Origin of the sequence: Nocardia sp. NPDC127606 (assembly GCF_042671725.1) — a bacterium.
Lineage (GTDB): Bacteria > Actinomycetota > Actinomycetes > Mycobacteriales > Mycobacteriaceae > Nocardia.
Genome location: NZ_JBHXWQ010000006.1, coordinates 214471 through 235876 on the forward strand (window position 1 = coordinate 214471; position 21406 = coordinate 235876).

General features: G+C 68.4%; 21 protein-coding genes. 12 read left to right on the forward strand and 9 right to left on the reverse strand.

The annotated features are described in order from the left end of the window. Positions 1 to 12 precede the first annotated feature (12 nt). Complete coding sequence (locus ACFVJ5_RS25530; protein ID WP_379223712.1) at positions 13 to 1161, forward strand: DNA recombination protein RmuC; 1149 nt, start codon at positions 13 to 15, stop codon at positions 1159 to 1161. A 51-nt stretch (positions 1162 to 1212) separates the two neighbouring features. Beyond that, a complete protein-coding gene (locus ACFVJ5_RS25535; protein ID WP_379223714.1) occupies positions 1213 to 2058 on the forward strand; it encodes a DUF6542 domain-containing protein in 846 nt (281 codons plus the stop codon). A gap of 61 nt (positions 2059 to 2119) precedes the next feature. Here ACFVJ5_RS25535 and ACFVJ5_RS25540 read toward each other — a convergent pair whose 3' ends face one another. Then, positions 2120 to 3139 (reverse strand): 4-hydroxy-3-methylbut-2-enyl diphosphate reductase, encoded by a 1020-nt coding sequence (locus ACFVJ5_RS25540; RefSeq protein ID WP_379223716.1) that lies wholly within the window; start codon positions 3137 to 3139, stop codon positions 2120 to 2122. Between the two features lie 114 nt (positions 3140 to 3253). Between ACFVJ5_RS25540 and ACFVJ5_RS25545 the strand changes: the two genes are divergently transcribed. The 4 genes from ACFVJ5_RS25545 to ACFVJ5_RS25560 all read left to right on the forward strand — a co-directional run bounded on the left by ACFVJ5_RS25545 (position 3254) and on the right by ACFVJ5_RS25560 (position 7021). Continuing rightward, on the forward strand, positions 3254 to 3847 hold the full coding sequence (locus ACFVJ5_RS25545; RefSeq protein ID WP_378638119.1) for a lipid droplet-associated protein: 594 nt from the start codon (positions 3254 to 3256) through the stop codon (positions 3845 to 3847). Between the two features lie 87 nt (positions 3848 to 3934). After that, positions 3935 to 5221 (forward strand): exodeoxyribonuclease VII large subunit, encoded by a 1287-nt coding sequence (gene xseA, locus ACFVJ5_RS25550; RefSeq protein WP_379223718.1) that lies wholly within the window; start codon positions 3935 to 3937, stop codon positions 5219 to 5221. Further along, positions 5218 to 5478 carry an exodeoxyribonuclease VII small subunit gene (locus tag ACFVJ5_RS25555; protein WP_379223720.1) on the forward strand — a complete coding sequence of 87 codons (261 nt, stop codon included), beginning with the start codon at positions 5218 to 5220 and terminating at the stop codon, positions 5476 to 5478. The genes xseA and ACFVJ5_RS25555 overlap by 4 nt, the downstream gene beginning before the upstream one ends. A gap of 127 nt (positions 5479 to 5605) precedes the next feature. After that, positions 5606 to 7021 (forward strand): FAD-binding oxidoreductase, encoded by a 1416-nt coding sequence (locus ACFVJ5_RS25560; protein ID WP_379223722.1) that lies wholly within the window; start codon positions 5606 to 5608, stop codon positions 7019 to 7021. A gap of 2 nt (positions 7022 to 7023) precedes the next feature. On the opposite strand, the gene ACFVJ5_RS25565 is transcribed toward ACFVJ5_RS25560, so the two are convergent. Beyond that, a complete protein-coding gene (locus ACFVJ5_RS25565; RefSeq protein ID WP_379223724.1) occupies positions 7024 to 7593 on the reverse strand; it encodes a DUF4245 domain-containing protein in 570 nt (189 codons plus the stop codon). A gap of 127 nt (positions 7594 to 7720) precedes the next feature. Here ACFVJ5_RS25565 and glpX point away from each other — a divergent pair, with 127 nt between their 5' ends. The 3 genes from glpX (at position 7721) to ACFVJ5_RS25580 (ending at position 11130) form a co-directional block, all read left to right on the forward strand. Further along, on the forward strand, positions 7721 to 8764 hold the full coding sequence (glpX, locus tag ACFVJ5_RS25570; RefSeq protein WP_378636334.1) for a class II fructose-bisphosphatase: 1044 nt from the start codon (positions 7721 to 7723) through the stop codon (positions 8762 to 8764). 30 nt (positions 8765 to 8794) lie between these two features. Continuing rightward, positions 8795 to 9637 carry a patatin-like phospholipase family protein gene (locus tag ACFVJ5_RS25575; RefSeq protein ID WP_379223726.1) on the forward strand — a complete coding sequence of 281 codons (843 nt, stop codon included), beginning with the start codon at positions 8795 to 8797 and terminating at the stop codon, positions 9635 to 9637. Positions 9638 to 9723: 86 nt separating this feature from the next. Further along, positions 9724 to 11130 carry a class II fumarate hydratase gene (locus tag ACFVJ5_RS25580; protein WP_379223728.1) on the forward strand — a complete coding sequence of 469 codons (1407 nt, stop codon included), beginning with the start codon at positions 9724 to 9726 and terminating at the stop codon, positions 11128 to 11130. Between the two features lie 147 nt (positions 11131 to 11277). Here ACFVJ5_RS25580 and ACFVJ5_RS25585 read toward each other — a convergent pair whose 3' ends face one another. The 3 genes from ACFVJ5_RS25585 to ACFVJ5_RS25595 form a co-directional block, all read right to left on the reverse strand. Continuing rightward, positions 11278 to 12132 (reverse strand): acyl-ACP desaturase, encoded by an 855-nt coding sequence (locus ACFVJ5_RS25585; RefSeq protein WP_379223730.1) that lies wholly within the window; start codon positions 12130 to 12132, stop codon positions 11278 to 11280. 95 nt (positions 12133 to 12227) lie between these two features. Continuing rightward, positions 12228 to 12854 (reverse strand): esterase, encoded by a 627-nt coding sequence (locus ACFVJ5_RS25590; RefSeq protein WP_379223731.1) that lies wholly within the window; start codon positions 12852 to 12854, stop codon positions 12228 to 12230. 182 nt (positions 12855 to 13036) lie between these two features. Beyond that, a complete protein-coding gene (locus ACFVJ5_RS25595) occupies positions 13037 to 14431 on the reverse strand; it encodes a PhoH family protein (protein ID WP_379223733.1) in 1395 nt (464 codons plus the stop codon). 307 nt (positions 14432 to 14738) lie between these two features. Here ACFVJ5_RS25595 and ACFVJ5_RS25600 point away from each other — a divergent pair, with 307 nt between their 5' ends. Beyond that, positions 14739 to 15011 (forward strand): hypothetical protein, encoded by a 273-nt coding sequence (locus ACFVJ5_RS25600; RefSeq protein WP_379223734.1) that lies wholly within the window; start codon positions 14739 to 14741, stop codon positions 15009 to 15011. Between the two features lies 1 nt (position 15012). Here the strand turns inward: ACFVJ5_RS25600 and ACFVJ5_RS25605 are convergent, their stop codons facing one another. Beyond that, positions 15013 to 15432 carry a limonene-1,2-epoxide hydrolase family protein gene (locus ACFVJ5_RS25605; protein ID WP_358108024.1) on the reverse strand — a complete coding sequence of 140 codons (420 nt, stop codon included), beginning with the start codon at positions 15430 to 15432 and terminating at the stop codon, positions 15013 to 15015. 44 nt (positions 15433 to 15476) lie between these two features. Then, positions 15477 to 16190: a TetR/AcrR family transcriptional regulator gene (locus ACFVJ5_RS25610; RefSeq protein ID WP_379223736.1), complete on the reverse strand. Its 714-nt coding sequence runs from the start codon at positions 16188 to 16190 to the stop codon at positions 15477 to 15479. 109 nt (positions 16191 to 16299) lie between these two features. Between ACFVJ5_RS25610 and ACFVJ5_RS25615 the strand changes: the two genes are divergently transcribed. Further along, positions 16300 to 17475 (forward strand): FAD-dependent monooxygenase, encoded by a 1176-nt coding sequence (locus tag ACFVJ5_RS25615; protein WP_379223738.1) that lies wholly within the window; start codon positions 16300 to 16302, stop codon positions 17473 to 17475. Here the strand turns inward: ACFVJ5_RS25615 and ACFVJ5_RS25620 are convergent. Both ACFVJ5_RS25620 and ACFVJ5_RS25625 read right to left on the reverse strand, forming a co-directional pair. Continuing rightward, positions 17451 to 18941, reverse strand: coding sequence for an amidase (locus tag ACFVJ5_RS25620; protein ID WP_379223740.1), 1491 nt, complete (start codon positions 18939 to 18941; stop codon positions 17451 to 17453). The genes ACFVJ5_RS25615 and ACFVJ5_RS25620 overlap by 25 nt on opposite strands. Next, entirely contained in the window at positions 18938 to 20194 is a 1257-nt protein-coding gene (locus tag ACFVJ5_RS25625; protein ID WP_379223742.1) for a purine-cytosine permease family protein, read from the reverse strand. The genes ACFVJ5_RS25620 and ACFVJ5_RS25625 overlap by 4 nt, the downstream gene beginning before the upstream one ends. 224 nt (positions 20195 to 20418) lie before the next feature. Here ACFVJ5_RS25625 and ACFVJ5_RS25630 point away from each other — a divergent pair, with 224 nt between their 5' ends. Then, positions 20419 to 21402, forward strand: coding sequence for an LLM class F420-dependent oxidoreductase (locus ACFVJ5_RS25630; RefSeq protein WP_379223744.1), 984 nt, complete (start codon positions 20419 to 20421; stop codon positions 21400 to 21402). Positions 21403 to 21406: the final 4 nt, after the last annotated feature.

Here is a 21406-nt window from a genome sequence, read left to right on the forward strand (position 1 = left end):
GTATCGCCTCCCATGACCGCTTCGATGCTCGTCGCGCTCGTCTTCGTCTTCGCCGCGGGCTTCGGCCTCGGCTGGTTGGGGCATTCCGCCCGGGGTGGCCAACGCGCCGCCACCGCGGAGGCCCGGCTCGCCGCGGCCGGAGACAATCAACGGTTGCTGCAGCAGTCGCTGCACTCGGCCAACGAGGATGCGGCGCGCAGGCATTCGGCCGCGATCGGCGCGATGGTCGATCCGCTGCGTGACGCGGTCGGCGCATTGGAACAGCAGATCCGGCAGGTCGAACACCATCGGATCGACGCGTATTCGGGATTGCGCGAGCAGGTCGCGGGCATGCAACGCACCTCGCATCGGCTCTCCGATCAGACCGGTCAGCTGGTCGCCGCGCTGCGGGCGCCGCAGGTGCGCGGTCGGTGGGGTGAGATCCAACTGGAACGCGTGGTCGAACTCGCCGGCATGACCCGGCACTGCGACTTCGATACCCAGGTCTCCCGGCCCGGCGGCGACGATCGGGGTGTGGTCCGGCCCGACATGGTGGTGCGGCTGGCAGGCGGCAGGCACATCGTCGTCGACGCGAAGGTGCCCTTCTCGGCGTACCTGGACGCGGCGACCACCGACGATCCCGGCGCACGCACCCAATTGCTGGCCCGCCACGCCAAGCACCTGCGCGCCCACGTCGACCAATTGGCCGACAAGGCGTACTGGGCGGCCTTCGATCCGGCGCCCGAGTTCGTCGTGCTGTTCGTGCCCGGCGACCCGTTCCTCGATGCCGCGCTCACCACCGATGCCGACCTCTTGGAGTACGCGTTCGGCCGGAACGTGATCCTGGCAACCCCCACTACATTGATCGCGCTGCTACGGACGGTGGCGTTCAGCTGGCGGCAGGAAGCGCTCTCGCGCGATATGGCAACGGTGCAGCAACTGGGCAAGGAGCTCTACACCCGGTTGGGCAAGGTCGCCGAGCATCTGGACAATCTGGGCGTGAATCTCGGTAAGGCCGTAGCGGCTTTCAACGCGACAGTGGGTTCGGTGGAGTCGCGGGTCATGGTCACCGCGCGCCGGATGCACGATCTCGGCATCGCCGATCAGGAGCTCCCGGCAATCCGGCTCACCGAGACCCGACCACGCGTCGTCGCGTTCGCCGACGTCGAGGATCGCGTCTGAGATCCCCGTGCCGTGGCGCCCACAGGGCCGATGTGCAGTTAGTGTCATAGTGTGGCTGCTTCCCAACGTGCGCGACCCCGGGTGCCCGCGCCGCAACGTTCGATCGTGCCCTCGGTACCCGGCATCCCCGCCTGGGCCGCGATTCTGCTCGCCGCGGGTGCGACAGGTCTCGGGTTCCTGATCGACGGACTCGGCGGCGAGACCTATCCGACCGGCACGTTCTCGGCGCTGTATGTGCTCGGCTGCGTGCTCGCTGTCTGCGCGGTGCGCTTTCGCGGCCTCTTCTCCACCATGGTGATGCCGCCCCTGCTGCTGTTCGTCGCGGTGCCCCTGGCCTGCCAGCTGCTGGGTGGGCGCGCCACCACGTCGATCAAAGACGTGCTGATGAACCTGATCATCCCGCTTGTGGAGCGCTTCCCCACGATGGCGCTGGCCACCGTGCTGGTGCTGGCGATCGGCGGAGCCAGGATCGCGATCGCCAAGCGCGCACCCCAGACCGCTCGCCCCACCCCGGAGCGCCGGACCGAACGCAAGCCGGTCAAGCGCCGTCGCCCCGAGTCGACCCCCGACCTCGCCACCGCCGCCCGCAAGCGCCCGCGCCGCGGCACCGCGGTACTGGACGAGCCCGACACCGAGGTCGATATGGCGAGCCCGGCTCGCCGACCCCCCAGGCCCACCGAACCGAAACGGGCGCCCGCCGCTGCCAGGCCCCGCGAGCCCCGCGCCGCCCGCGGTGAACCACGCGCCGCCCGCGCGTCCGCCGCGCCGCGCGAAGCCGAACCGGCCCGCGTCCCGCGCCGCCGCGGCGAAGCACCCCCGCACCCGCAGCCGAACGTGCGCTATCGCGACCGGGCCGACTCCGCCCGCACGGAACGACGTCGCCCCGACAGCGTCTGAGAACGAAGAATCCCCGCCGAGATCGATCGGCGGGGATTTTCTTTGTTCAGATCAGGGGGTGTCAGCTCTGCGAAGGCGCGTCCCGGCGGGCCGGGCGGAGCTCACGGGGCAGGGAGAACACGAGCGTCTCGTTGGCCGTGGTCACCGGCTGGACCTCGCCGAAACCGTGCTCGGCCAGCAGGTCGAGGACCCCGGTCACCAGGATCTCCGGCACCGAAGCGCCGGAGGTGATGCCGATGGTCTGCACACCGTCGAGCCAGGCCAGATCGACCTCGCGCGCGTAGTCGACCAGATACGCCGCCTTCGCGCCCGCGCCGAGCGCCACCTCGACCAGTCGCACCGAGTTCGACGAGTTGCGCGAACCGACCACGATCACCAGGTCGCATTCGGGCGCCATCGCCTTGACCGCGGTCTGCCGGTTGGAGGTGGCGTAGCAGATGTCGTCGCTGGGCGGGTCCTGCAGCGTCGGGAAACGTTCGCGCAGCCGCTCGACGGTCTCCATGGTCTCGTCGACCGAGAGGGTGGTCTGCGACAACCAGATCACCTTCGACGGGTCGCGCACGGTCACCTTGTCCACCGAGTCGGGCCCGTCGACCAGCTGCACGTGCTCGGGCGCCTCACCGGCGGTGCCCTCGACTTCCTCGTGGCCTTCGTGGCCGATCAGCAGGATGTCGAAGTCGTCGCGGGCGAAACGCTTGGCTTCCTGGTGCACCTTGGTGACCAGCGGACAGGTGGCGTCGATGGTGCGCAGGTTCCGTTCGGCGGCTGTCTCGTGCACAATCGGCGCGACCCCGTGGGCGGAGAACACGACCAGCGCGCCCTCGGGCACCTCGTCGGTCTCGTCGACGAAGATCACGCCCTGCTCACGTAGCGTTTCCACGACGTGGCGGTTGTGCACGATCTCCTTGCGCACATAGATCGGGGCGCCGTGTTTCTCGAGAGCCTTCTCCACGGTCTCAACGGCACGGTCGACGCCTGCGCAGTAGCCGCGCGGCTCGGCCAGCAGCACGCGCTTGCCACCGGCAGCATTCGCGCCCGCGGAGCGCGTGATACCGACGTTCAAGGGGATTGCCGAGGTCATAGTCCACAGCTTACGTGCGCGCGACAGGCTCGATCAGGTCGGATCAAGGGGCGAAAGTCACACAACACGGGCCTGGACCTTTGCATCACACCCGGTTTGCGGCAGGCTGGAGTCATGTTTCGTCCTCCGTTCCTGGCCAGGGTGGCCGCCGGCGCCGCCGTGTATGCCTTAGAAGAGACCCGGCGACTGCCCGTCGCCGCGGTCAATTTCCCGATCACCGCGCTCAGTCGCGTGCTGCAGACCACGATGCATCTGCAGCAGTTCGTCACCAGCCTCGCGCTCAAGGGTGACGGTGTGTTCGAGCGGCTGGGTTCGGCTCCGGCCGAGCAGCCCGCGTGGGCCACCTTCGACGAGGACCTCGAGCCCGCGCCCGCCACCAACGGCCACACCAGCCGCTTCGACCTGTTCGAAGCGGCGGAGGCCCCGCAGACCAACGGCAAGGTCGTGCCCGCGTCCCTGCTGCTGCTCGAGACCGAGGACGAGGTCATCGAGCCCGCCGAGGAGCCCGCCGCGGAGGAGGTCGTCGCCCCCGAGGTCGCGATCCGCTACGACTACCCCGCGATGACGCTGGCCCAGCTGCGCGCCCGGCTGCGGATGCTGACCGTCGAGGAGCTGGCGCAGCTGCTGGCCTTCGAACAGCAGACCCGCGCCCGCGCCCCCTTCGTCACGATGCTCACCAACCGCATCGCCACCGTCCAGGCGCAGTAACAGACTGTCCGTCGAAGCGGCCGCCATCCGACACCTCGGATGCGGCCGCTTTTTGGTTGTGTCGGTGGCCGCGCGTAGAACTGACCTATGACTCAGGACGGCGTCGCGCAGACCGGCGCTCCGGCGAATTCGGCGGAGCAGCCGTATCCGGTGCGCTCGGTCGCGGTGAAGGTCGCCCAGTGGATCGAGCGGCTCGGCAGCATCTGGGTGGAGGGGCAGGTCACCCAGATCAATCTGCGCCCCGGCACCCGCACCGCGTTTCTGGTGCTGCGTGATGCGTCGGTGGACATGTCGCTGTCGCTGACCTGCGACCCCGACCTGTTGCGCAGGCTGCCGGTGCCGTTGACCGAGGGCAGCCGCGTGGTCGTCTACGGCAAGCTGCACTTCTTCACCGGCCGTGGCACGGTCTCGTTGCGGGTCACCGAGATTCGCGCGGTCGGCATCGGTGAGCTACTGGCGCGGATCGAGCGGTTGAAAGCCCTCTTGACGGCCGAGGGCCTGTTCGATGCCCGGCTCAAGCGGCCGCTGCCGTTCCTGCCCGCGACGATCGGGCTGATCACCGGGCGGGCGAGCGCGGCCGAACGCGATGTCCTGTCCGTGGCCCAGAACCGGTGGCCCGCAGTCCGATTCGTCATCCGCAATACCGCGGTGCAGGGTCCGACCGCGGTGCCGCAGATGCTCGAAGCGCTGGCCGAACTCGATCGCGACCCCGACGTCGAGGTGATCGTGCTGGCGCGCGGCGGTGGCAGCGTCGAAGATCTGCTGGCCTTCTCCGACGAAGCACTGTGCCGCGCGGTCGCCGCCGCCCGCACCCCGATCGTCAGCGCCATCGGCCACGAACCCGACAACCCCCTGCTCGACCTGGTCGCCGACCTGCGCGCGGCCACCCCCACCGACGCCGCCAAACGCATCGTCCCCGATGCCGCCGCCGAACTGGCCGGGGTCCGTGAGATGCGGGCGCGCTCGGCGGCCGCGTTGCGCGGCTGGGTCCAGCGCGAGGAACACACCATCGCGCAGTTGCGATCGCGCCCCGTCCTCGCCGATCCCCTGCGCGAGCTGAATCACCGTCACGACGAGCTGGAACGCTTGCGCACGGCCGCGAGACGCACCGTCGACCAGCTGCTGCGCAGCGAGTCGACGACCACCCTGCACCTGCGCGAGAAGCTGACCGCGGTGGGTCCGGCCGCCACCCTGGCCCGTGGTTACGCTGTCGTGCAGCGCGTCGCCGGTCCCGAACGGCATGTCGTGCGTTCGATCGATGACTCCCCCGCGGGCAGCCAGCTCCGCATCAGGGTCGCCGACGGAGCCGTCACCGCCGCGGCACTGGGCACCCAGCGACTGACGCCAGAGACCACCGACGAGAAGAGGACGTGACCGTGGCCGACGCCGGTTCCGAGAACACCGCTGCCGACACCCTGGCCGAGATCGCGGCCTTCGGCTACGAACGCGCCCGCGACGAGCTCATCAACGTGGTGAAGATGCTCGAACAGGGCGGCCTCGACCTGGACGACTCGCTGGGGTTGTGGGAGCGCGGCGAAGCCCTGGCCACCCGCTGCGAACAGCATCTCGCCGGTGCGCGCCGCCGCGTGGAAGACGCCCTGTCCCGCGCCGACCTCGACACCGCCGACTGAGTACGCGCACCGACATTCCGCTTTTACCGCCGCGAAACACCGGCCGGGCACGCTGTTGCTCGGTCGGTCCGACGAGGGATCGCCCTCCGCGCGACGCACGGAGAGTTCGAATGACGGAGTACGGCCGATGTCACCCACCGATTCGCTGACGAGCCTGCGCGCCGACCTGGGTCCCATCACGTTTTCCACCGACACGCGCAAGCTGCGCACCAAGAGCCGTGACCGGTTCGCGCAGAGTCCGGTCCTGCGAGACCTGTTGCGCGGGCGCAATGCCGAGATCTTCATCGCGCCGCGCGACAAGGACGAGTTGCGTACCGCGGTGGCCGCCTGCGCGCGTCATCGCATCCCGGTCACCGTGCGTGGGGCCGGTTCCGGGCAGTTCGGTCAGGGTGTGCCGCTGCGTGGTGGCGCGGTGATCGATGTCACCGCCCTCACCGGCGTCATCGGCTGGCACGGCGAACCCGGCAGGCGCGTGCCGACCACGGTCCGGGCGCTCGCAGGCACCGTCGTGGCCGATATCGACGCCGCGATCCGCCCGTCCGGCTGGGAGCTGCGGATGCATCCATCGACGGCGCACCAGGCCACTGTCGGCGGCTACATCGCGGGTGGGCACGCGGGTATCGGCAGCTGTCGCTGGGGCATCCTGCGCGATACCGGCAACATCACCGCGCTGGAAGTGATGACGGTCGAGGAGCACCCGCGGCTGATCGAGTTGCGCGGGCGCGATGTGAACACCGTGCACCACGCGTACGGCGCGAACGGGATCATCACCGAGGTCGAACTGCCGGTGGCCCCGGCCTGGGAGTGGCACGAACTGGTCGTCTCGTTCCCGGATTTCGCGCAGGCGGCCCGCTTCTCGGTCGACATCTGCCGCAGCGACGGTGTGCTCACGAAAGTGGTTTCGCCCCATGCGCATCCGCTCCCGCAGTACTTCCCCGAACTCGCCGGGTTGATTCCCGACGGCGAGTCGATGGTGCTGCTGATGGCCGCCGTCCAGTCGGTGCCGAATGTGGAGGATCTGGTGCAGGACAACGGCGGCCGGATCCGGTACCGCTGCCTCGAGGGCAAGGGCAGCTACGGTTCGCCCCTCTACGAGTTCACCTGGGGCCATTCGATGCTGCGCTACCAGCGGCACAACAACGAGCTCACCGGGCTGATGGCCCTGTTCCCGCAGCGGGATCTGTACGAGTCGATCGTCGGCGTCCACCGTGAATTCGCGGAGTTGGGGCCGTTGCATGTGGAGATGAAGCGGATCGACGGCGGTCTGTCGTGTCAGGGCTCACCGGTCTTCGCCTTCGAGAGCCAGGAGCACTTGGCGGCGACCACCGAGCGGTTGCAGCGGGCGGGGTTGTTCATCGCAAACTCGCACACGCCCGTCCTCGGCGCGGGCGGCATGAAGCCGTGGGGCCCGAAAGAGGCTGCCGCCAAACGTGAATTCGACCCTTACGGCCTCCTGGCCCAGGGCAAGTCCGACGATGCCGAGGACACCATCACCACCTCGACCGCGCTACCCAACAGCGGCTGGTCCTACCGACTCAGCTGAGGCTACTTCTTCGCCAGCGGTTGAGCTGTCGTGATCGCCGTCGCGAGCGTGGTGAAGGCGGCCTCGTTGCCCGCGCCGGTGATCAGGATCCGTACGCCGCCGAGGTCGGCGATCCAGCCGGTTTCCTCGGTCGGTTCGGAGTAGACGACCCATTTCTGCCCGGCCACTTCCTGCGTTCCGGTCGGATAGCGGGAGCCGAGTTGCTGCCGCGACAGCGCCTCCTCGGAGGCGTCGGTCTGCGAATACCGCATGTAGGTGCCCTGCGGCGTGATGTAGCCGACCGTGCTCACGGCACCGCCACCCGCGGTGGCGATGGTGTCGCGGCTGCCCGAGTTCGACACCCAGCCCTGCGGCAACGCCGGCTTGCGGATCGGGAACGACAGGGTCTTCGCGTCGGAGGTCAGCGCGGCGTCGGCGTCGAAATGCGGGATCTGACCCTGCGTCGGGCCGTTCGTCGCCACCGTGCACTGGCTCGCCACCCCGGCCAATACCACCGCGGCCAGCACCAACGGGATCAACGACCAGAACAGATCGCGGTAGTCGTTGAAAATGCGGTGCTTGGTCTGTGCCACGGCTACCAGTATCCACTCGAGCCCTGACCAGGCCGCCCAGGGGTCGTCGCAGGAGGTCGTGCACGAGCGTGCCGTTTCGAAATGCGACAATGCCCCCGTATCACCAACGCCAAGGAGGCACTCCGCAATGACGCCCACCTCGCCCGTCCCCAGCCGCCGCGAGGCACCCGATCGCAACCTCGCACTGGAGCTGGTCCGCGTCACCGAGGCAGGCGCGATGGCGAGTGGCCGTTGGGTCGGCCGTGGCGACAAGGAAGGTGGCGACGGCGCGGCGGTCGACGCCATGCGTCAGCTCGTCAGCTCGGTGTCCATGAAGGGCATCGTCGTCATCGGCGAGGGCGAGAAGGACGAAGCGCCGATGCTCTACAACGGTGAGCTCGTGGGCGACGGCACCGGTCCCGAGGTCGACTTCGCGGTCGACCCGGTCGACGGCACCACCCTGATGTCGAAGGGCTCCCCCGGCGCCATCTCGGTGCTCGCGGTCGCCGAGCGCGGCGCCATGTTCGACCCGTCCGCGGTGTTCTACATGCACAAGATCGCCGTCGGCCCCGATGCCGCGGGCTCGATCGACATCACCGCCCCGATCGGCGAGAACATCCGCCGCGTGGCCAAGGCCAAGCGGCTGTCGGTGTCCGACCTGACCGTCTGCATCCTGGACCGTCCCCGCCACGAGGACACCATCCAGCAGGCACGCGACGCGGGCGCCCGCATCCGCCTCATCTCCGACGGTGACGTCGCCGGCGCCATCGCCGCCGCGCGTCCCGAGTCCGGCGTCGACATCCTGGTCGGTATCGGTGGCACCCCCGAGGGCATCATCGCCGCGGCCGCGCTGCGCTGTCTCGGCGGCGAGCTGCAGGGCATGCTCGCGCCGAAGGACGACGAAGAGCGTCAGAAGGCGATCGACGCTGGCCACGATCTGGACCGCGTGCTCTCGACCACCGACCTGGTCTCCGGCGACAACGTGTTCTTCTGCGCCACCGGCGTCACCGACGGCGACCTGCTGCGCGGCGTGCGCTACTACGGCGGCGGCGCGTCGACCCAGTCGATCGTGATGCGGTCCAAGTCGGGCACCGTCCGCATGATCGACGCCTACCACCGTCTGACGAAGCTGCGCGAGTACTCCTCGGTCGACTTCGACGGCGACGACAGCGCGAACCCGCCGCTACCGTGATCCGGGGCTGGGCGTCCCTATAGTCGAACTATGGCAGCGCCCAGCACCGCCCTGGTCCTCGGCAACGGCGGAATCGCCGGTATCGGCTGGCAGATCGGCATGATCGCCGGACTGGCCGAGGCCGGGGTGGACCTGCGGTCGGCCGATCTCGTGATCGGCACCTCCGCGGGCGCGGTCGTCGGGGCGCAAATCCGCAGCAAGCTCTCGACCGACGAGCTCTACAAGCGGCAGCTGGGGCGACTCAACTCCGAGATTCCGAACCGGCTCTCGGTCAAGCAGTTGGCCAGGTGGGCATTCGTCGCGGGCACCGCGCCCAGCGAAACCACCGCGGCGCGCCGGGTCGCGAACGCTTCGCGCGGCAAGTCGACGATCGATCCCGTGCTGCGGCTGGCCGCGGTGTCCTCGCGCCTACCCGAGCAGGTGTGGCCGACGCAGCCGTTGTGGATCACCGCGGTCGACGCCGACACCGGCGTGTTGAAGGTCTTCGACCGCGACAGCGACGTCTCACTCGCCGAGGCGGTCAACGCCAGTTGCGCGATCCCGTTCGCCTGGCCGGAGGCGTCGTGTCACGGGCACCACTACCTCGACGGTGGGGTCCGCTCCCCGCTGAATCTGGATCTGGCGAAGGGCTACGACCGGATCGTGGGCCTCGCGTCCAACATTCTCACCCCGCGCCGCAGCGGAAAGATCTCCACCCAGCTCGCCCACCTCGGCTCGGCCAGGGTCACGGTGATCCATCCGGACCAAGCCGCGCGCAAGGCCATCGGCCCCAACGAGCTCGACCCGCAGCGCGTGCACGGCGCCGCACTGGCCGGTCACACCCAAGCCAGGGACTTCGCCGGCGAGGTGCGCGCGGTCTGGCCCGCCGACTGAGTCCGGCGAGTATTCCTGCCGCGGATGTGGGATTTCGCGCTGGTGTGTGGCCACCATTCGCGGTGTTCTCGTCCTAGGGTCGAACTATGGCTGACGACGACGGGCAGTACCGGATCGAGCACGACACCATGGGAGAGGTTCGCGTCCCTGTCGACGCCCTGTGGCGGGCGCAGACACAGCGGGCCGTCGAGAACTTCCCGATCAGCGGGCGAGGGCTCGAGCGCGCCCAGATCCGGGCGCTGGGCCTGCTGAAAGCCGCTTGCGCGCAGGTCAACAAGGATCTGGGCCTGCTCGATCCGGTGAAGGCCGACGCGATCATCGCCGCGGCGGGCGAGATCGCGAACGGTGAGCACGACGACCAGTTCCCGATCGACGTGTTCCAGACCGGTTCGGGCACGAGCTCGAACATGAACGCCAACGAGGTGATCGCCTCGATCGCCGCACGCAACGGGGTGAGCGTGCACCCCAACGACGACGTGAACATGTCGCAGTCCTCCAACGACACCTTCCCCACCGCGACCCACCTGGCCGCCACCGAGGCCGTGATCACCGAACTCGTTCCCGCGCTGGACCATCTGCGCCTGGCCCTGCTCGACAAGTCGCAGCAGTGGCGCACCGTGGTGAAGTCGGGCCGCACTCACCTGATGGACGCGGTGCCGGTGACACTCGGGCAGGAATTCGGCGGCTACACCCGCCAGATCGCCGCGGGTATCGAGCGCGCGATGGCCACCCTGCCGCGCCTCGGCGAGTTGCCGATCGGCGGCACCGCGGTGGGCACCGGACTCAACGCGCCCGCCGGATTCGGCGCGAAGGTCGTCGCGGAACTGGTGCGTACCACGGGAATCGACGCGCTGCGCGAAGCGCATGATCATTTCGAGGCCCAGGCAGCGCGCGACGGACTCGTCGAGGCCTCCGGCGCGCTGCGCACCATCGCGGTCAGCCTGACCAAGATCGCCAACGATATCCGCTGGATGGGTTCGGGCCCGCTCACCGGGCTCGGCGAATTGCAGCTGCCGGACTTGCAGCCGGGGAGCTCGATCATGCCCGGCAAGGTGAATCCCGTTCTGCCCGAGGCGGTTACGCAGGTGGCGGTGCAGGTGGTCGGCAACGACGCGGCGATCGCGTTCGGCGGGGCGAGCGGGGCGTTCGAGCTCAATGTCTACATTCCCGTGATGGCTCGCAACCTGCTCGAGTCGATTCGCCTGCTGGCCAACGTTTCTCGCTTGTTCGCCGACAAGTGCGTGAGCGGCCTCGTCGCCAACGAGGAGCACCTGCGGACCCTCGCCGAATCGTCGCCGTCGATTGTCACCCCGCTCAACTCGGCCATCGGCTACGAGGAAGCGGCGGCGGTCGCCAAACAGGCGCTGCGCGAGAAGAAGACGATCCGGCAGACCGTCATCGACCGCGGGCTCGTCCCGGACAAGCTGTCGCTCGAAGAGCTCGATCGCAAGCTCGACGTGCTGGCGATGGCCGACGTCGACCGGGCGCGGTAAAACGAAACCCGGCCACGCACCCCCGACCTCGAGGAGGGGCGTTCGCGGCCGGGTCGCCGGTCAGGTGCCGCGGCGTAGGCGACGAAGGAGCAAGCCGCGGTGCCTGACCGGCGGCCCCTCGGGGCCGCGAACACGCGGCCCCAGCCGCTATTTATACGGCGCGAGTTCCGCGCGAGCCTTTTCGCCTTCTTCGCTGAAGTCGGTGCGGGAGAAGATGTTCCAGCGCTGCAGCAGCGGCTTGAACACCAGCTCGCCCTCCTTCGCGGGGTCGTAGATGCCCGCCTCGGCCAGCGCCTCGTCGCTGGATCCGCCACCGGGCAGATCCACGTGCGGCACCCGGAAGTCGGCGGACCGATCCGCGATCGCGCGCACCGCCTGGTCGGGAACCAGGTCGAGGGCGGCGGCGACGAGCACGGCGAAGAACTCGGCCTGCAGTTCGTCGTCGGCGGCCAGCTTCTCGGCCATCGCGGTGACGATCGGGTTCTCCCCGATCGCGGCGGTGTTGCGATGGCGGATCGCGGCGGCGGCCTCTTCGAACGCGCAGGTGGCCAGCACGTCGATCAGGTGCATCGGCGGCCGGTTGAAACCGTCGGTCATGTGCTGCATGCGGGCCCGCTCGAGCGCGACCGGGTCCACCGCACGGGTGAGCATGAGGTAGTTGCGGATCATGATCTCGTGGCGGTTCTCCTCCGCCGTCCACCGGCCGACCCAGCGCCACCAGGGACCGGTGCGCAGGTGCTTGCCGAGCTCACGGTGGTAGGAGGGCAGATTGTCGGCGACCAGGACACTCACGGTCAGCGCGAGCCGGGCGGTATCGCTGAGCTCGGACTGTTCCGGGGTCCAGTCCTCGCCACCGAGGAAGGCGAAGTTGCGCCCGTCCGACCACGGCACCTGCTCGTGCGGCTGCCAGCCCTCGGCCACCTCGATATGGCGACGCAGGTTGATTTCCACCTCGTCCGCGAGCGAATCCAGCAGCTCGCGGTCGGTCAAAGTTTTCTGCACCCCGACAACTTAGTACCTCGTGCGCAAGCGCGGGGACCCACGGGGTGAACCGGGCCCCCGCGCTGGGCGGAGCGCGACGCTGACGTGGGACCCGACTACTTCGGGGTCACCGTGGTCTCGCCGTTGACCCAGGTGATGGTGCCACCGGTGAAGTCGCTCTGCTTGCCTCCGGGGATGTCCTTCTCGTCGCTGGTCGGGTAGCCCAGCGTGCCGTTGGCGCCGCCGTTCTCCTCCCAGGCCTCGCGGATGTCACCCCACACGATGTAGGCGCCGGTATTCTTGCTCCAGTAGATGGTGCCGCCGGTGAAGTCCTGGTACTCGCCGCCGTCGGGGCCGGATTCCTGGGCTTCTTCCGGTGCGCCGAGCGGGCTGCTCGCGCCGCCGGCCGCCACGTACTTCTTGTACACCTCGCCGGCGATGACGATGTCACCGTTCGGGGTGGAGACGGTGGTCGATTCGCCTGCCATGCCGCTGGTGGTGGCCGCGCCGGAGGTGGTCTCGGAACCGGAGGTGGTTTCCGAACCGGGGGTGGTGGTCATCCCGCCCATCCCGGGCTCGGTGGTGGCGCTGCCACCAGGGGCTCCGATCGCGGAGGTCACCGAGGCGACGGCGTCGTTCGCCTTGTCCTTGTCGTCATCGCTGCAGCCGGCAGCGAGCAGCAGACCCGCCGCGGCCAGGACCGCGGCGCTCCCGGCAGCAGTACGTCGAGCGAAGTGGTTCATATCCATCCTCTCGCGAGTGGCCCCCCGGGGGTGCCCCCGGAATGGAGCCTGGCCGACATCCGCAACGGCCCGGCGGAACAGTGTTCGCCGAGCCGTTGCTGGATTGGTGTCGGAGCGGATATTACCCACTGTTTGCGGTAATCAAACGGATTCCGGCCGCGACGCGGCCCGATTGCCGACGATTACGCGTTCGGTCCGTACTCCTCGAGCATCTCGGTCACCAGCGCCGCGATCGGCGAGCGCTCGCTGCGAGTGAGTGTGATGTGCGCGAAAAGCGGATGGCCCTTGAGCTTTTCGATCACCGCCGCCACACCGTCGTGCCTGCCGACCCGCAGATTGTCGCGCTGGGCGACATCATGGGTGAGCACCACCCGAGAACCCGTGCCGAGGCGGCTCAACACCGTCAGCAGCACATTGCGCTCGAGCGACTGCGCCTCGTCGACGATCACGAACGAATCGTGCAGCGACCGACCTCGAATGTGGGTCAGCGGCAGCACTTCGAGCATGTCGCGACTGAGCACTTCCTCGAGCACTTCCCGGCTTGCCAGCCCGTCGAGCGTGTCGAAGACGGCCTGTGCCCACGGGCCCATCTTCTCGCTCTCCGAACCCGGCAGGTAGCCCAGTTCCTGCCCGCCCACCGCGTACAGCGGCCGGAACACGACCACCTTGCGCTGGGTCCGCCGCTCGAGCACTGCCTCGAGTCCGGCGGTCAACGCCAGTGCCGACTTCCCGGTACCGGCGCGCCCACCCATCGACACGATCCCGATGCTCTCGTCGAGCAGCAGATCGAGGGCTATGCGCTGTTCGGCCGAACGCCCGTGCAGCCCGAAGGCCTCCCGCTCCCTGACCAGCTGGATCCGCTTGTCCGCGGTGACCCGGCCCAGCGCGCTCGAGCTGCTGCCCAGCAACCGAACACCGGTGTGGCACGGCAACTCTCGCGCATCGTCGAGGTCGATCACCGCATCGTTGTAGAGCTGGTCGATCTGCGCGCCCGCGACGTCGAGTTCCACCATCCCGCTCCAGCCGGAGGTCACCACGTCCTGCGCGTGGTACTCGTCGGCCGACAAGCCGACCGCGCTCGCCTTGACGCGCAGCGGGATGTCCTTCGACACCAGTACCACGTCCTCACCCTCGGCCGAGAAGTTCAGCGCGCAGGCCAGGATGCGGGAATCGTTGGTGTCGGAACGGAATCCGGCGGGCAGCACCGACGAATCGGTGTGGTTGAGCTCCACCTGCAGGGTGCCGCCGTCGGTGCCGATGGGCAGCGCCTGGTCGAGCCTGCCGTGCTGCACACGCAGGTCGTCGAGCATGCGCAGAGCTTCGCGGGCGAACCAGCCGAGCTCGTGGTGGTGCCGTTTCGCCTCCAACTCACTGATCACGACCAGGGGCAGGACCACACTGTGTTCCCCGAACCGGGTGACGGCCCAGGGGTCCGACAGGAGTACAGAGGTGTCCACGACGAAAGTCTTGCGACCGGAACGTGAGGGGCGAGCCCCTTTCTTCGAGGCCGAATTGCTCGAGGCCGAGGCCGAGGCCGTGTGCTTCGCGGAAGCGGAAACGGAGCGTGCAGCAGTCACGGTGGGCTCCTTATGTGTTCGCACGGCACCCGCGCGAACGATCTCGCTGGACCGGTCCGTCCTTGTGGGCGTTTGACGCTGAGTCAACCGCCCCGAGGGCCAGGTGCCGGCCCTCTCGCACTGAATAGCTCAGTCACGGTCAGGACCTCCCGTACGAATCACACCGACGCGACTCGCATCACCGACGCTACCGCCGAATTCGTAGCCGCGCTGCTGGACCGGCGCACGTGTCCGTGAATTTGTCGTTAACCGGCACTGTCGCGGCGGATCCGGCACGTGTGCGCCACCGAGGGCTAGAGTCGATGCCATGGCCGATGACCAGGATCTGGAGAAGCTGTCGTCGAAGGAACTGCACGATCGCGCGGTGAAGACAGCCGTGCGACACGGCGACGTGAAGTTCCTGTGGGAACTGCTCAAGTCGATTCCGGCGGCCCAGGCCGAGGCGGGCGACCTCGGCGAGAGCTCGGCCGACATCAAGTACGTGCTGCCGATGCTCGACGACTACTTCCACGCGGGCGACGGCAAATTAGCCGATGTGCTGCGCCCGACCTACCTGGAGTACCTGCGCGAGCACGGATAGCTCAGCGGCCGGTGATGGCTTTCACCACGCCGACGACGGCGCCGCGCAGGACGTTGCCCTTGCTGAAGTGGTCGTCCCACAGCACGATTCGGCCCTCGCGCAGCTCGAAGGTGCCGCTCACCCAGAAGCCGATGCGCACCGGGCCCACGTGCAGGTAGTCGGTGCGGTCGGTGAGCACGATGTCGCCGTCGGCGGCGATGTGGTGGATCTCCGCGGAGAACCCGAGTTTGGGTCGATCCAGGCCGCGCAACAGCGCGGCGACCCGATTCTTGCCGCGCACGGTCGGCAGCGAGGCGTTCTTCCAGACGATCGCGGGATCGAGCAGATCCAGCGACTCGTCGACCGCGCTGAGCTCGAGTGCGTTGAAGAATTCGCGAACGATGGTGACAGCGGGCTCCGGCAGTTCCGGCTGGTCGGTCATGCGATGAGCCTAGGGTGCCGAGCGCGGTCGGGCCAGGGGTCTGCTCAGTTTCGCTGATCGATCAGGACCGCGAGCCCGTCGAGAATGCGGTCGATACCGAATCGCAGGGCATCGTTGGGACCGCCGCTGCCCGCCGGGGCGGCGGCTTCCTCGGTGAAGGCCGCCAGCACCTCGGGATAGCGGCCCGCGGCGGCGGTCATCATCTCGGTGAACTGCTCGGTGAACTGCAGTTCACCGTCGCCGCTCATCGACGCGACCTGCTGGGCCAGGTTGCGGGCGTGACCGTTGAGCAAAACGATCGTGTCCAGCTTTTCCGAGCCGGTGAGGCCGGTTCCCGCCAATGCGGTGAGCGCGGCTTCGGTCCATCCCATCTCGTTCGGGCCGAAGGGGCGCACACCGAGGGTGAGCTCGATCGTCCACGGGTGCGCGAGGTAGCGCTCGAAGATCGACTTGCCCCATTCCCGCAGGCCTGAGCGCCAATTCTGTTGCGCACCGGTGGTGTTCGGCGGCTCGCCCATCGCCGTGTCGAGCATCAACGCGGTCAGCTGCTCCTTGCCCGGCACATACCGGTACAGCGACATCTTGGTGAAGCCGAGGCGTTCGGCCAACCGCTGCATCGACAGCGCGGACAGCCCTTCGGCATCGACGAGCGCGATGGCCTCGGCGACGATCCCGTCGAGGGTCAGGGCGGGTTTGGGCCCGCGCTTGGGGCGCTGCGTGGTCCCCCACAGCAGCTCGACGGTGGTCGGCGACGGCATCTGCCCATCCTCTCGAAAATCGTCTTGACGTGAAACTGTGTCTACCATACTCTTATCTGCATCCATCGGATACAGATTCCATCGGACACAGATTTTCAGGAGTTGCGTCATGCGTACTGTCCTCATCTCCGGCGCCAGCGTCGCCGGCCCCGCCCTCGCCTACTGGCTGCACCGCTACGGCTTCTCCGTCACCGTCGTCGAGCGCGCCCCCGCGCTGCGGGCGGGCGGTCAGGCGGTGGACTTCAAAGGCAGGACCCACCTGACCGTGCTCGAGCGGATGGGCATCCTCGACGAGGTCCGGGCCCGGCGTACCGGCACCACCGACCTGGTCTTCGTCGACGACAACGGCCGTGAGCTCGGCGTGATGTCGGGCGAGTTCACCGGCGGCGACCTGGAGATCCTGCGCGGCGACCTGGCCGAGGTCATGTACGACAAGACCGCCGACACCGTCGAGTACCTCTTCGGCGACACCATCACCGAACTGCACGACACCGGCGACGGCGTGGCCGTGCGGTTCGAGCACAACCCGCCCCGCACCTTCGACCTCGTCCTCGGTGCCGACGGAATCCATTCGCGGGTGCGGAAATTGACGTTCGGACCCGAAGCCGACTACGTGGCGCACCTCGGCTACTACTACTGCGTCGCAGGCGCGAGCCGCTGGAGCGACGCGGCCACTCCCCGCGACAAAGCGGCAGGCTCCGCCCACAACACCCCGGGCAAACTCGCCATCGACGGCGGCCCGAAGGCCCAGCAGATGTACATGTTCACCGCCCCCGAACGCGACTATCCCCGCAACGACGTCGACGCCCAGCGCCGCATCATCACCGAAACCTTCGCCGACATGGCATGGCACGCCCCCCGCATGCTCGCCGACCTGGCCGACTTCGACGACGTCTACCTCGACTCGATCAGCCAGGTCCGGATGAACGGCACCTACACCCGGGGCCGCGTCGCCCTCGTCGGCGACGCCGCCTACGGAAACACCCTGGCGGGCTTCGGCACCGGCCTCGCCATCGTCGGCGCCTACGTCCTCGCGGGCGAACTGGCCTCCGCCGCGGGTGATCACGTCACCGCCTTCGCCAACTACGACCGGATCATGAAGCGCTACGCCAAAATCGCGGGCAACACCAACGCGGGCCCCTTCCTGGCACCCAGAACCGCCCTGGGCATCAGGGCCCGCAACTGGTTCCTCGGCTCCCGCTTCTTCACCCTCATGATGAAATACGGCGACAAGGCCGCCAACGACATCGACCTGATCGACTATCCGCAGCTGGTCGGGGTGTGAGAAGACGTGGTGTCGAACGGTGGGCGGTGGTGGGCCCATGGTGCCGCGCGTTCGAACGCGGCAGCGAGTCGGAGCACGGTGGCGTCGGCGAGGTGGCGGCCGATGATCTGCAAGCCCACCGGCAGGCCATCGGTGGTCAGTCCCGCGGGTACGCTCGCCGCGGGCTGGCCGGTGAGGTTGGCGGGGTAGTTGAAGCCGATCCAGGCCGAGTCCGATACCTGGCGCCCGTCGATCTCGGTGGGACCGCGGTCCCCGATCGGGAACGCGGGTACCGCCGAGCTGGGGGTGACCAGCACGTCGCAGCGAGTCATCAAGCGCGTCATCGCATTCACCACCGCCTTGCGGGTGATGTTGGCGTCGGTGAACTGCTGTGCCGTCCACGGTGCGCGCATCCAGTCGACCAGGTGCGGTGACATCCGGTGGCCGTGCCGATCGATCATCGCGCGCATGCCGGTCAGATCCGTCTCGGCCACGATCAGTGCCGAGAACGCATCGGCCGGATCGGGCCACTCGGGCACCACCGCCTCCACCACACAACCGAGCCGGTCGGCCAGGACATCGGTAACCGCTGCGGTGACAACCCGGCGAACCTCGGGATCGACTGCCAGATAACCGAAGTCGACACTGAACCCCACCCGCAATCCCGCCACGGCGTCGTCGCGTTCGCGGCCCGCCGCGGCGGCACCGAGCCAGTCGACGTCACCGCTGGGAATCGAATGCCGGTCGCGGGGATCCGGCCCGGCCAGCACCGACAACATCAGTGCGGCATCGGCGACCGTGCGGGTGATCGGGCCGATGTGTTCGATGCTCTCCCAGCCGGATACGCCGGGTAGTCGTTCGTCGCGGCAACCCGGATACACCGGGACGCGCCCCATGGACGGCTTCACCCCCACCAGCCCGCACAGCGCCGCGGGCACCCGGACCGAGCAGCCGCCGTCGCTGCCGAGTGCGACGGTCGCCATCTCCGCCGCCACCGCGGCAGCCGAGCCCGCGCTGGACCCGCCCGGAGTGAGTGCGGGGTTCCACGGGTTGCGGGTGGTCGGGAACAGCGGGTTGTCACCGGTTGCGCTGTACCCGAATTCGGAGGTGTTGGTCTTGCCGAGGCAGATCGCGCCCGCCGCCAGACTGCGTTCGACCACGATGTCGTCTTCGTCGGGAACGAAGTCTCGATACACCCACGAGCCGGAGGTCGTGCGCACCCCGGCGGTACTCAGCAGGTCCTTGATCCCCATCGGTACCCCGGCCAGCGGACCCGGATCACCGCCGTGGGCCAGCGTTTCGGCGACCCGATGCGCCTGTGCCAGCGCGATTTCCGGCGTCGGGGTGCAGAAGGCGTGCAGGGTGGGGTCGAGCTGTTGCATCCGGGCGAGTGCGGACTCGACGACCTCCACCGGGGAGACCTCGCGAGCCCGGATCAGCGCGCTGAGTTCGGTCGCGCTGAACCGGGTCCACTCCCCTGCTGTCACGCGGGCACCTTCGCGGAATCCACTTCAGCGATGCGCGTGCGGCTTTCGACGGCCAGGGTCACGCCGATCAGCACCGCGAAGGCGACGACGAAGCCGACCACCGCGTCGACCGAGCCGGGCAGCCGGTAGTGCGCGATTCCCGCCGCCGTAGCTCCCAGCGCCCACGCGGCGAAAGCGCTCCAGCGGATATCGACCAGTGCCGCATAGCCACGTCGGTTGCGTAGCAGATGGTCGGCCAGCAGCACGGCGCCGATCGGCGGCACGAACACCCCGAGCAGCACCAGCCAGTCCACGATCCGGCTCCACACGCCGGTCAACGCGATGATCGTGCCGATACCGCCGAGGACCAACGCCAGCCCGCGCATGCGCAGCGGCGTGATCCCCGACCAGCCGACGGCGCCGTTGTAGAGGCAGTGTGAGGCGACCGAGCCCAGATTGGCGAGCACGAACAGCACCGCGAGTCCCGTCAGCGGAGCGCCGTGCCCTGTGAGCAGACCGAGGAACGCGCCGCCTTCGGTACCGGGATCACCGACACCGCCGACCGCGACGACCAGCCCGCCGACCAGGAAGGCGATGGTGTTGGCGAACGGAAACGCGCTGGCGGCGGCCAGCACCGCGCTACGTCCGTCGGCTGCCCAGCGGGTGAAGTCGGCCGTCATCGTGCCGGAGTCGGCGAAACCGGCGATCACGATGCCGACACACGCCCAGAAACCGAGCGCGTTGCCGTGTGCCTCGTAGGACAGCACCCCACTCAGCGTCGCGTCGCCGTCGCGCAGGCCGAAGTACAGCGCGATCGCCGCCATCACCAGGAACAGCGGAGCGCCGATCATTCCGATCACCGAGAGCGCGCGGATGCCCGCGACCGTCAACGCGGTGTAGATGACGGCGCCGAGCAGCGCGCCCCACAGCGGACTCCAGCCGAACACGCCCTGCAGGGTCGTGCCGGTGAGTCCGATCTGATAGGAGAACCAGCCGATCACCACGCTTGCGAGAAACCCCGCGGCGGCGACCTTTCCGCGTCGTCCGAACGCTGACACGGCCTGCAGCGAGAAGTTCCGGCCGGAGTTGCCCGCGATCCAGCTCAGCGCGCCGACATAGCCGAAGAGCAGCAGGTTGCCGACCAGGATCGCCCAGAAGCCGAGAGCTATGCCCTGATTGAATACGATCAGCCCACCGAAGACCGCGTTGCCGATGCACATCGGGAAACCCGCCCACACCGCCGCGACCGACAGCGTGCTTCGCCGCGCCGCCATAGGCACTGGTAAATGCTCATATTCCGCGGCCGAATCGAGTTGATCGGGCACTGAGACCGACTGGACCGACATGATGCTCACCGAACTTCCTGTGGTGTTTTCGTATACGAAATCACCGGAAGGGTAAGCAGGGTCTATTACCGTCGGGCGCTTCGTCGGTTACGTCGATGTGACTCGACCCAGCCCTTGACTTGGAGTGCACTCCAAGTCATAGGGTCGGCGACATGAGCATTCGACTCGGCTATCAGATGCCCAACTTCAGCAACACGTCCTCGGTGCGTGAGCTGTTTCCCGCGGTGATCGCGCAGGCCAGGGAGGCGGAGGGGGCGGGGTTCGACGCCGCTTTCGTGATGGATCACTTCTATCAGTTGCCGTTGATCGGCGCGCCCGAGGAGCCGATGCTGGAGGCGTACTCGGCGCTGTCGGGCCTGGCCACCGCGACCGAGCGAATTCAGTTGTCGGCCTTGGTCACCGGCAATACGTACCGCAATCCCGCCCTGCTGGCCAAGACCGTCACCACGCTCGACGTGGTGAGCGGTGGTCGGGCGGTGCTCGGCATCGGGGCGGGGTGGTTCGAGCTGGAGCATCAGCAGTACGGGTTCGAATTCGGCACCTTCACCGAGCGGTTCGAGCGGCTCGACGAGGCCTTGCAGATCATCACGCCGATGCTGCGCGGGCAGCGCCCCACCTTCGACGGAAAGTGGTATCACACCGAGAACGCGATGAACGAGCCACGCATCCGCGACGACCTGCCGATCCTGCTCGGCGGCGGCGGCGAGAAGAAGACCTTCGGCATGGCAGCTCGCTTCGCCGACCACCTCAACATCATCTGCAACGCCTCCGAACTGCCGCGCAAACTCGACGCCCTGCACCAGCGGTGCGAGGAGGCGGGCCGCGACCCCGCCACCCTCGAGACCAGCTTCCTCGCCCTGACCATCGTCGACGAAGACGGCGACCGTGCCCGAAAGACCCAGGCCGACATGCTGTCCCGACTCGGCGTCGACCTGTCCACGCTGACCGAAGCCGAACGCCGGGCCACGGTCGCCGACCGCCAATTCGCCGGCACCCCGGACGAAGTCGCCGAACAGATCCAGGCCCGGGTCCTCGACCACGGCATCGACGGCGTCATCATCAACCTGATCGCCAACGGCCACGAGCCCGGTGTCATCGACCGGATCGGCCGCACCCTGCGCCCTGTGGTGAACTGAGCGA

Coding starts and splice junctions, on each gene's coding strand:
- ACFVJ5_RS25605 (WP_358108024.1), bottom strand. CDS start 15,432: ATGACCGACCAGCCGGAACTGCCGGAGCCCGCTGTCACCATCGTTCGC.
- ACFVJ5_RS25575 (WP_379223726.1), top strand. CDS start 8,795: ATGGCAGCGCCCAGCACCGCCCTGGTCCTCGGCAACGGCGGAATCGCC.
- ACFVJ5_RS25610 (WP_379223736.1), bottom strand. CDS start 16,190: ATGCCGTCGCCGACCACCGTCGAGCTGCTGTGGGGGACCACGCAGCGC.
- glpX (WP_378636334.1), top strand. CDS start 7,721: ATGACGCCCACCTCGCCCGTCCCCAGCCGCCGCGAGGCACCCGATCGC.
- ACFVJ5_RS25630 (WP_379223744.1), top strand. CDS start 20,419: ATGAGCATTCGACTCGGCTATCAGATGCCCAACTTCAGCAACACGTCC.
- ACFVJ5_RS25590 (WP_379223731.1), bottom strand. CDS start 12,854: ATGAACCACTTCGCTCGACGTACTGCTGCCGGGAGCGCCGCGGTCCTG.
- xseA (WP_379223718.1), top strand. CDS start 3,935: ATGACTCAGGACGGCGTCGCGCAGACCGGCGCTCCGGCGAATTCGGCG.
- ACFVJ5_RS25560 (WP_379223722.1), top strand. CDS start 5,606: ATGTCACCCACCGATTCGCTGACGAGCCTGCGCGCCGACCTGGGTCCC.
- ACFVJ5_RS25545 (WP_378638119.1), top strand. CDS start 3,254: ATGTTTCGTCCTCCGTTCCTGGCCAGGGTGGCCGCCGGCGCCGCCGTG.
- ACFVJ5_RS25540 (WP_379223716.1), bottom strand. CDS start 3,139: ATGACCTCGGCAATCCCCTTGAACGTCGGTATCACGCGCTCCGCGGGC.
- ACFVJ5_RS25580 (WP_379223728.1), top strand. CDS start 9,724: ATGGCTGACGACGACGGGCAGTACCGGATCGAGCACGACACCATGGGA.
- ACFVJ5_RS25625 (WP_379223742.1), bottom strand. CDS start 20,194: ATGGCGGCGCGGCGAAGCACGCTGTCGGTCGCGGCGGTGTGGGCGGGT.
- ACFVJ5_RS25530 (WP_379223712.1), top strand. CDS start 13: ATGACCGCTTCGATGCTCGTCGCGCTCGTCTTCGTCTTCGCCGCGGGC.
- ACFVJ5_RS25600 (WP_379223734.1), top strand. CDS start 14,739: ATGGCCGATGACCAGGATCTGGAGAAGCTGTCGTCGAAGGAACTGCAC.
- ACFVJ5_RS25615 (WP_379223738.1), top strand. CDS start 16,300: ATGCGTACTGTCCTCATCTCCGGCGCCAGCGTCGCCGGCCCCGCCCTC.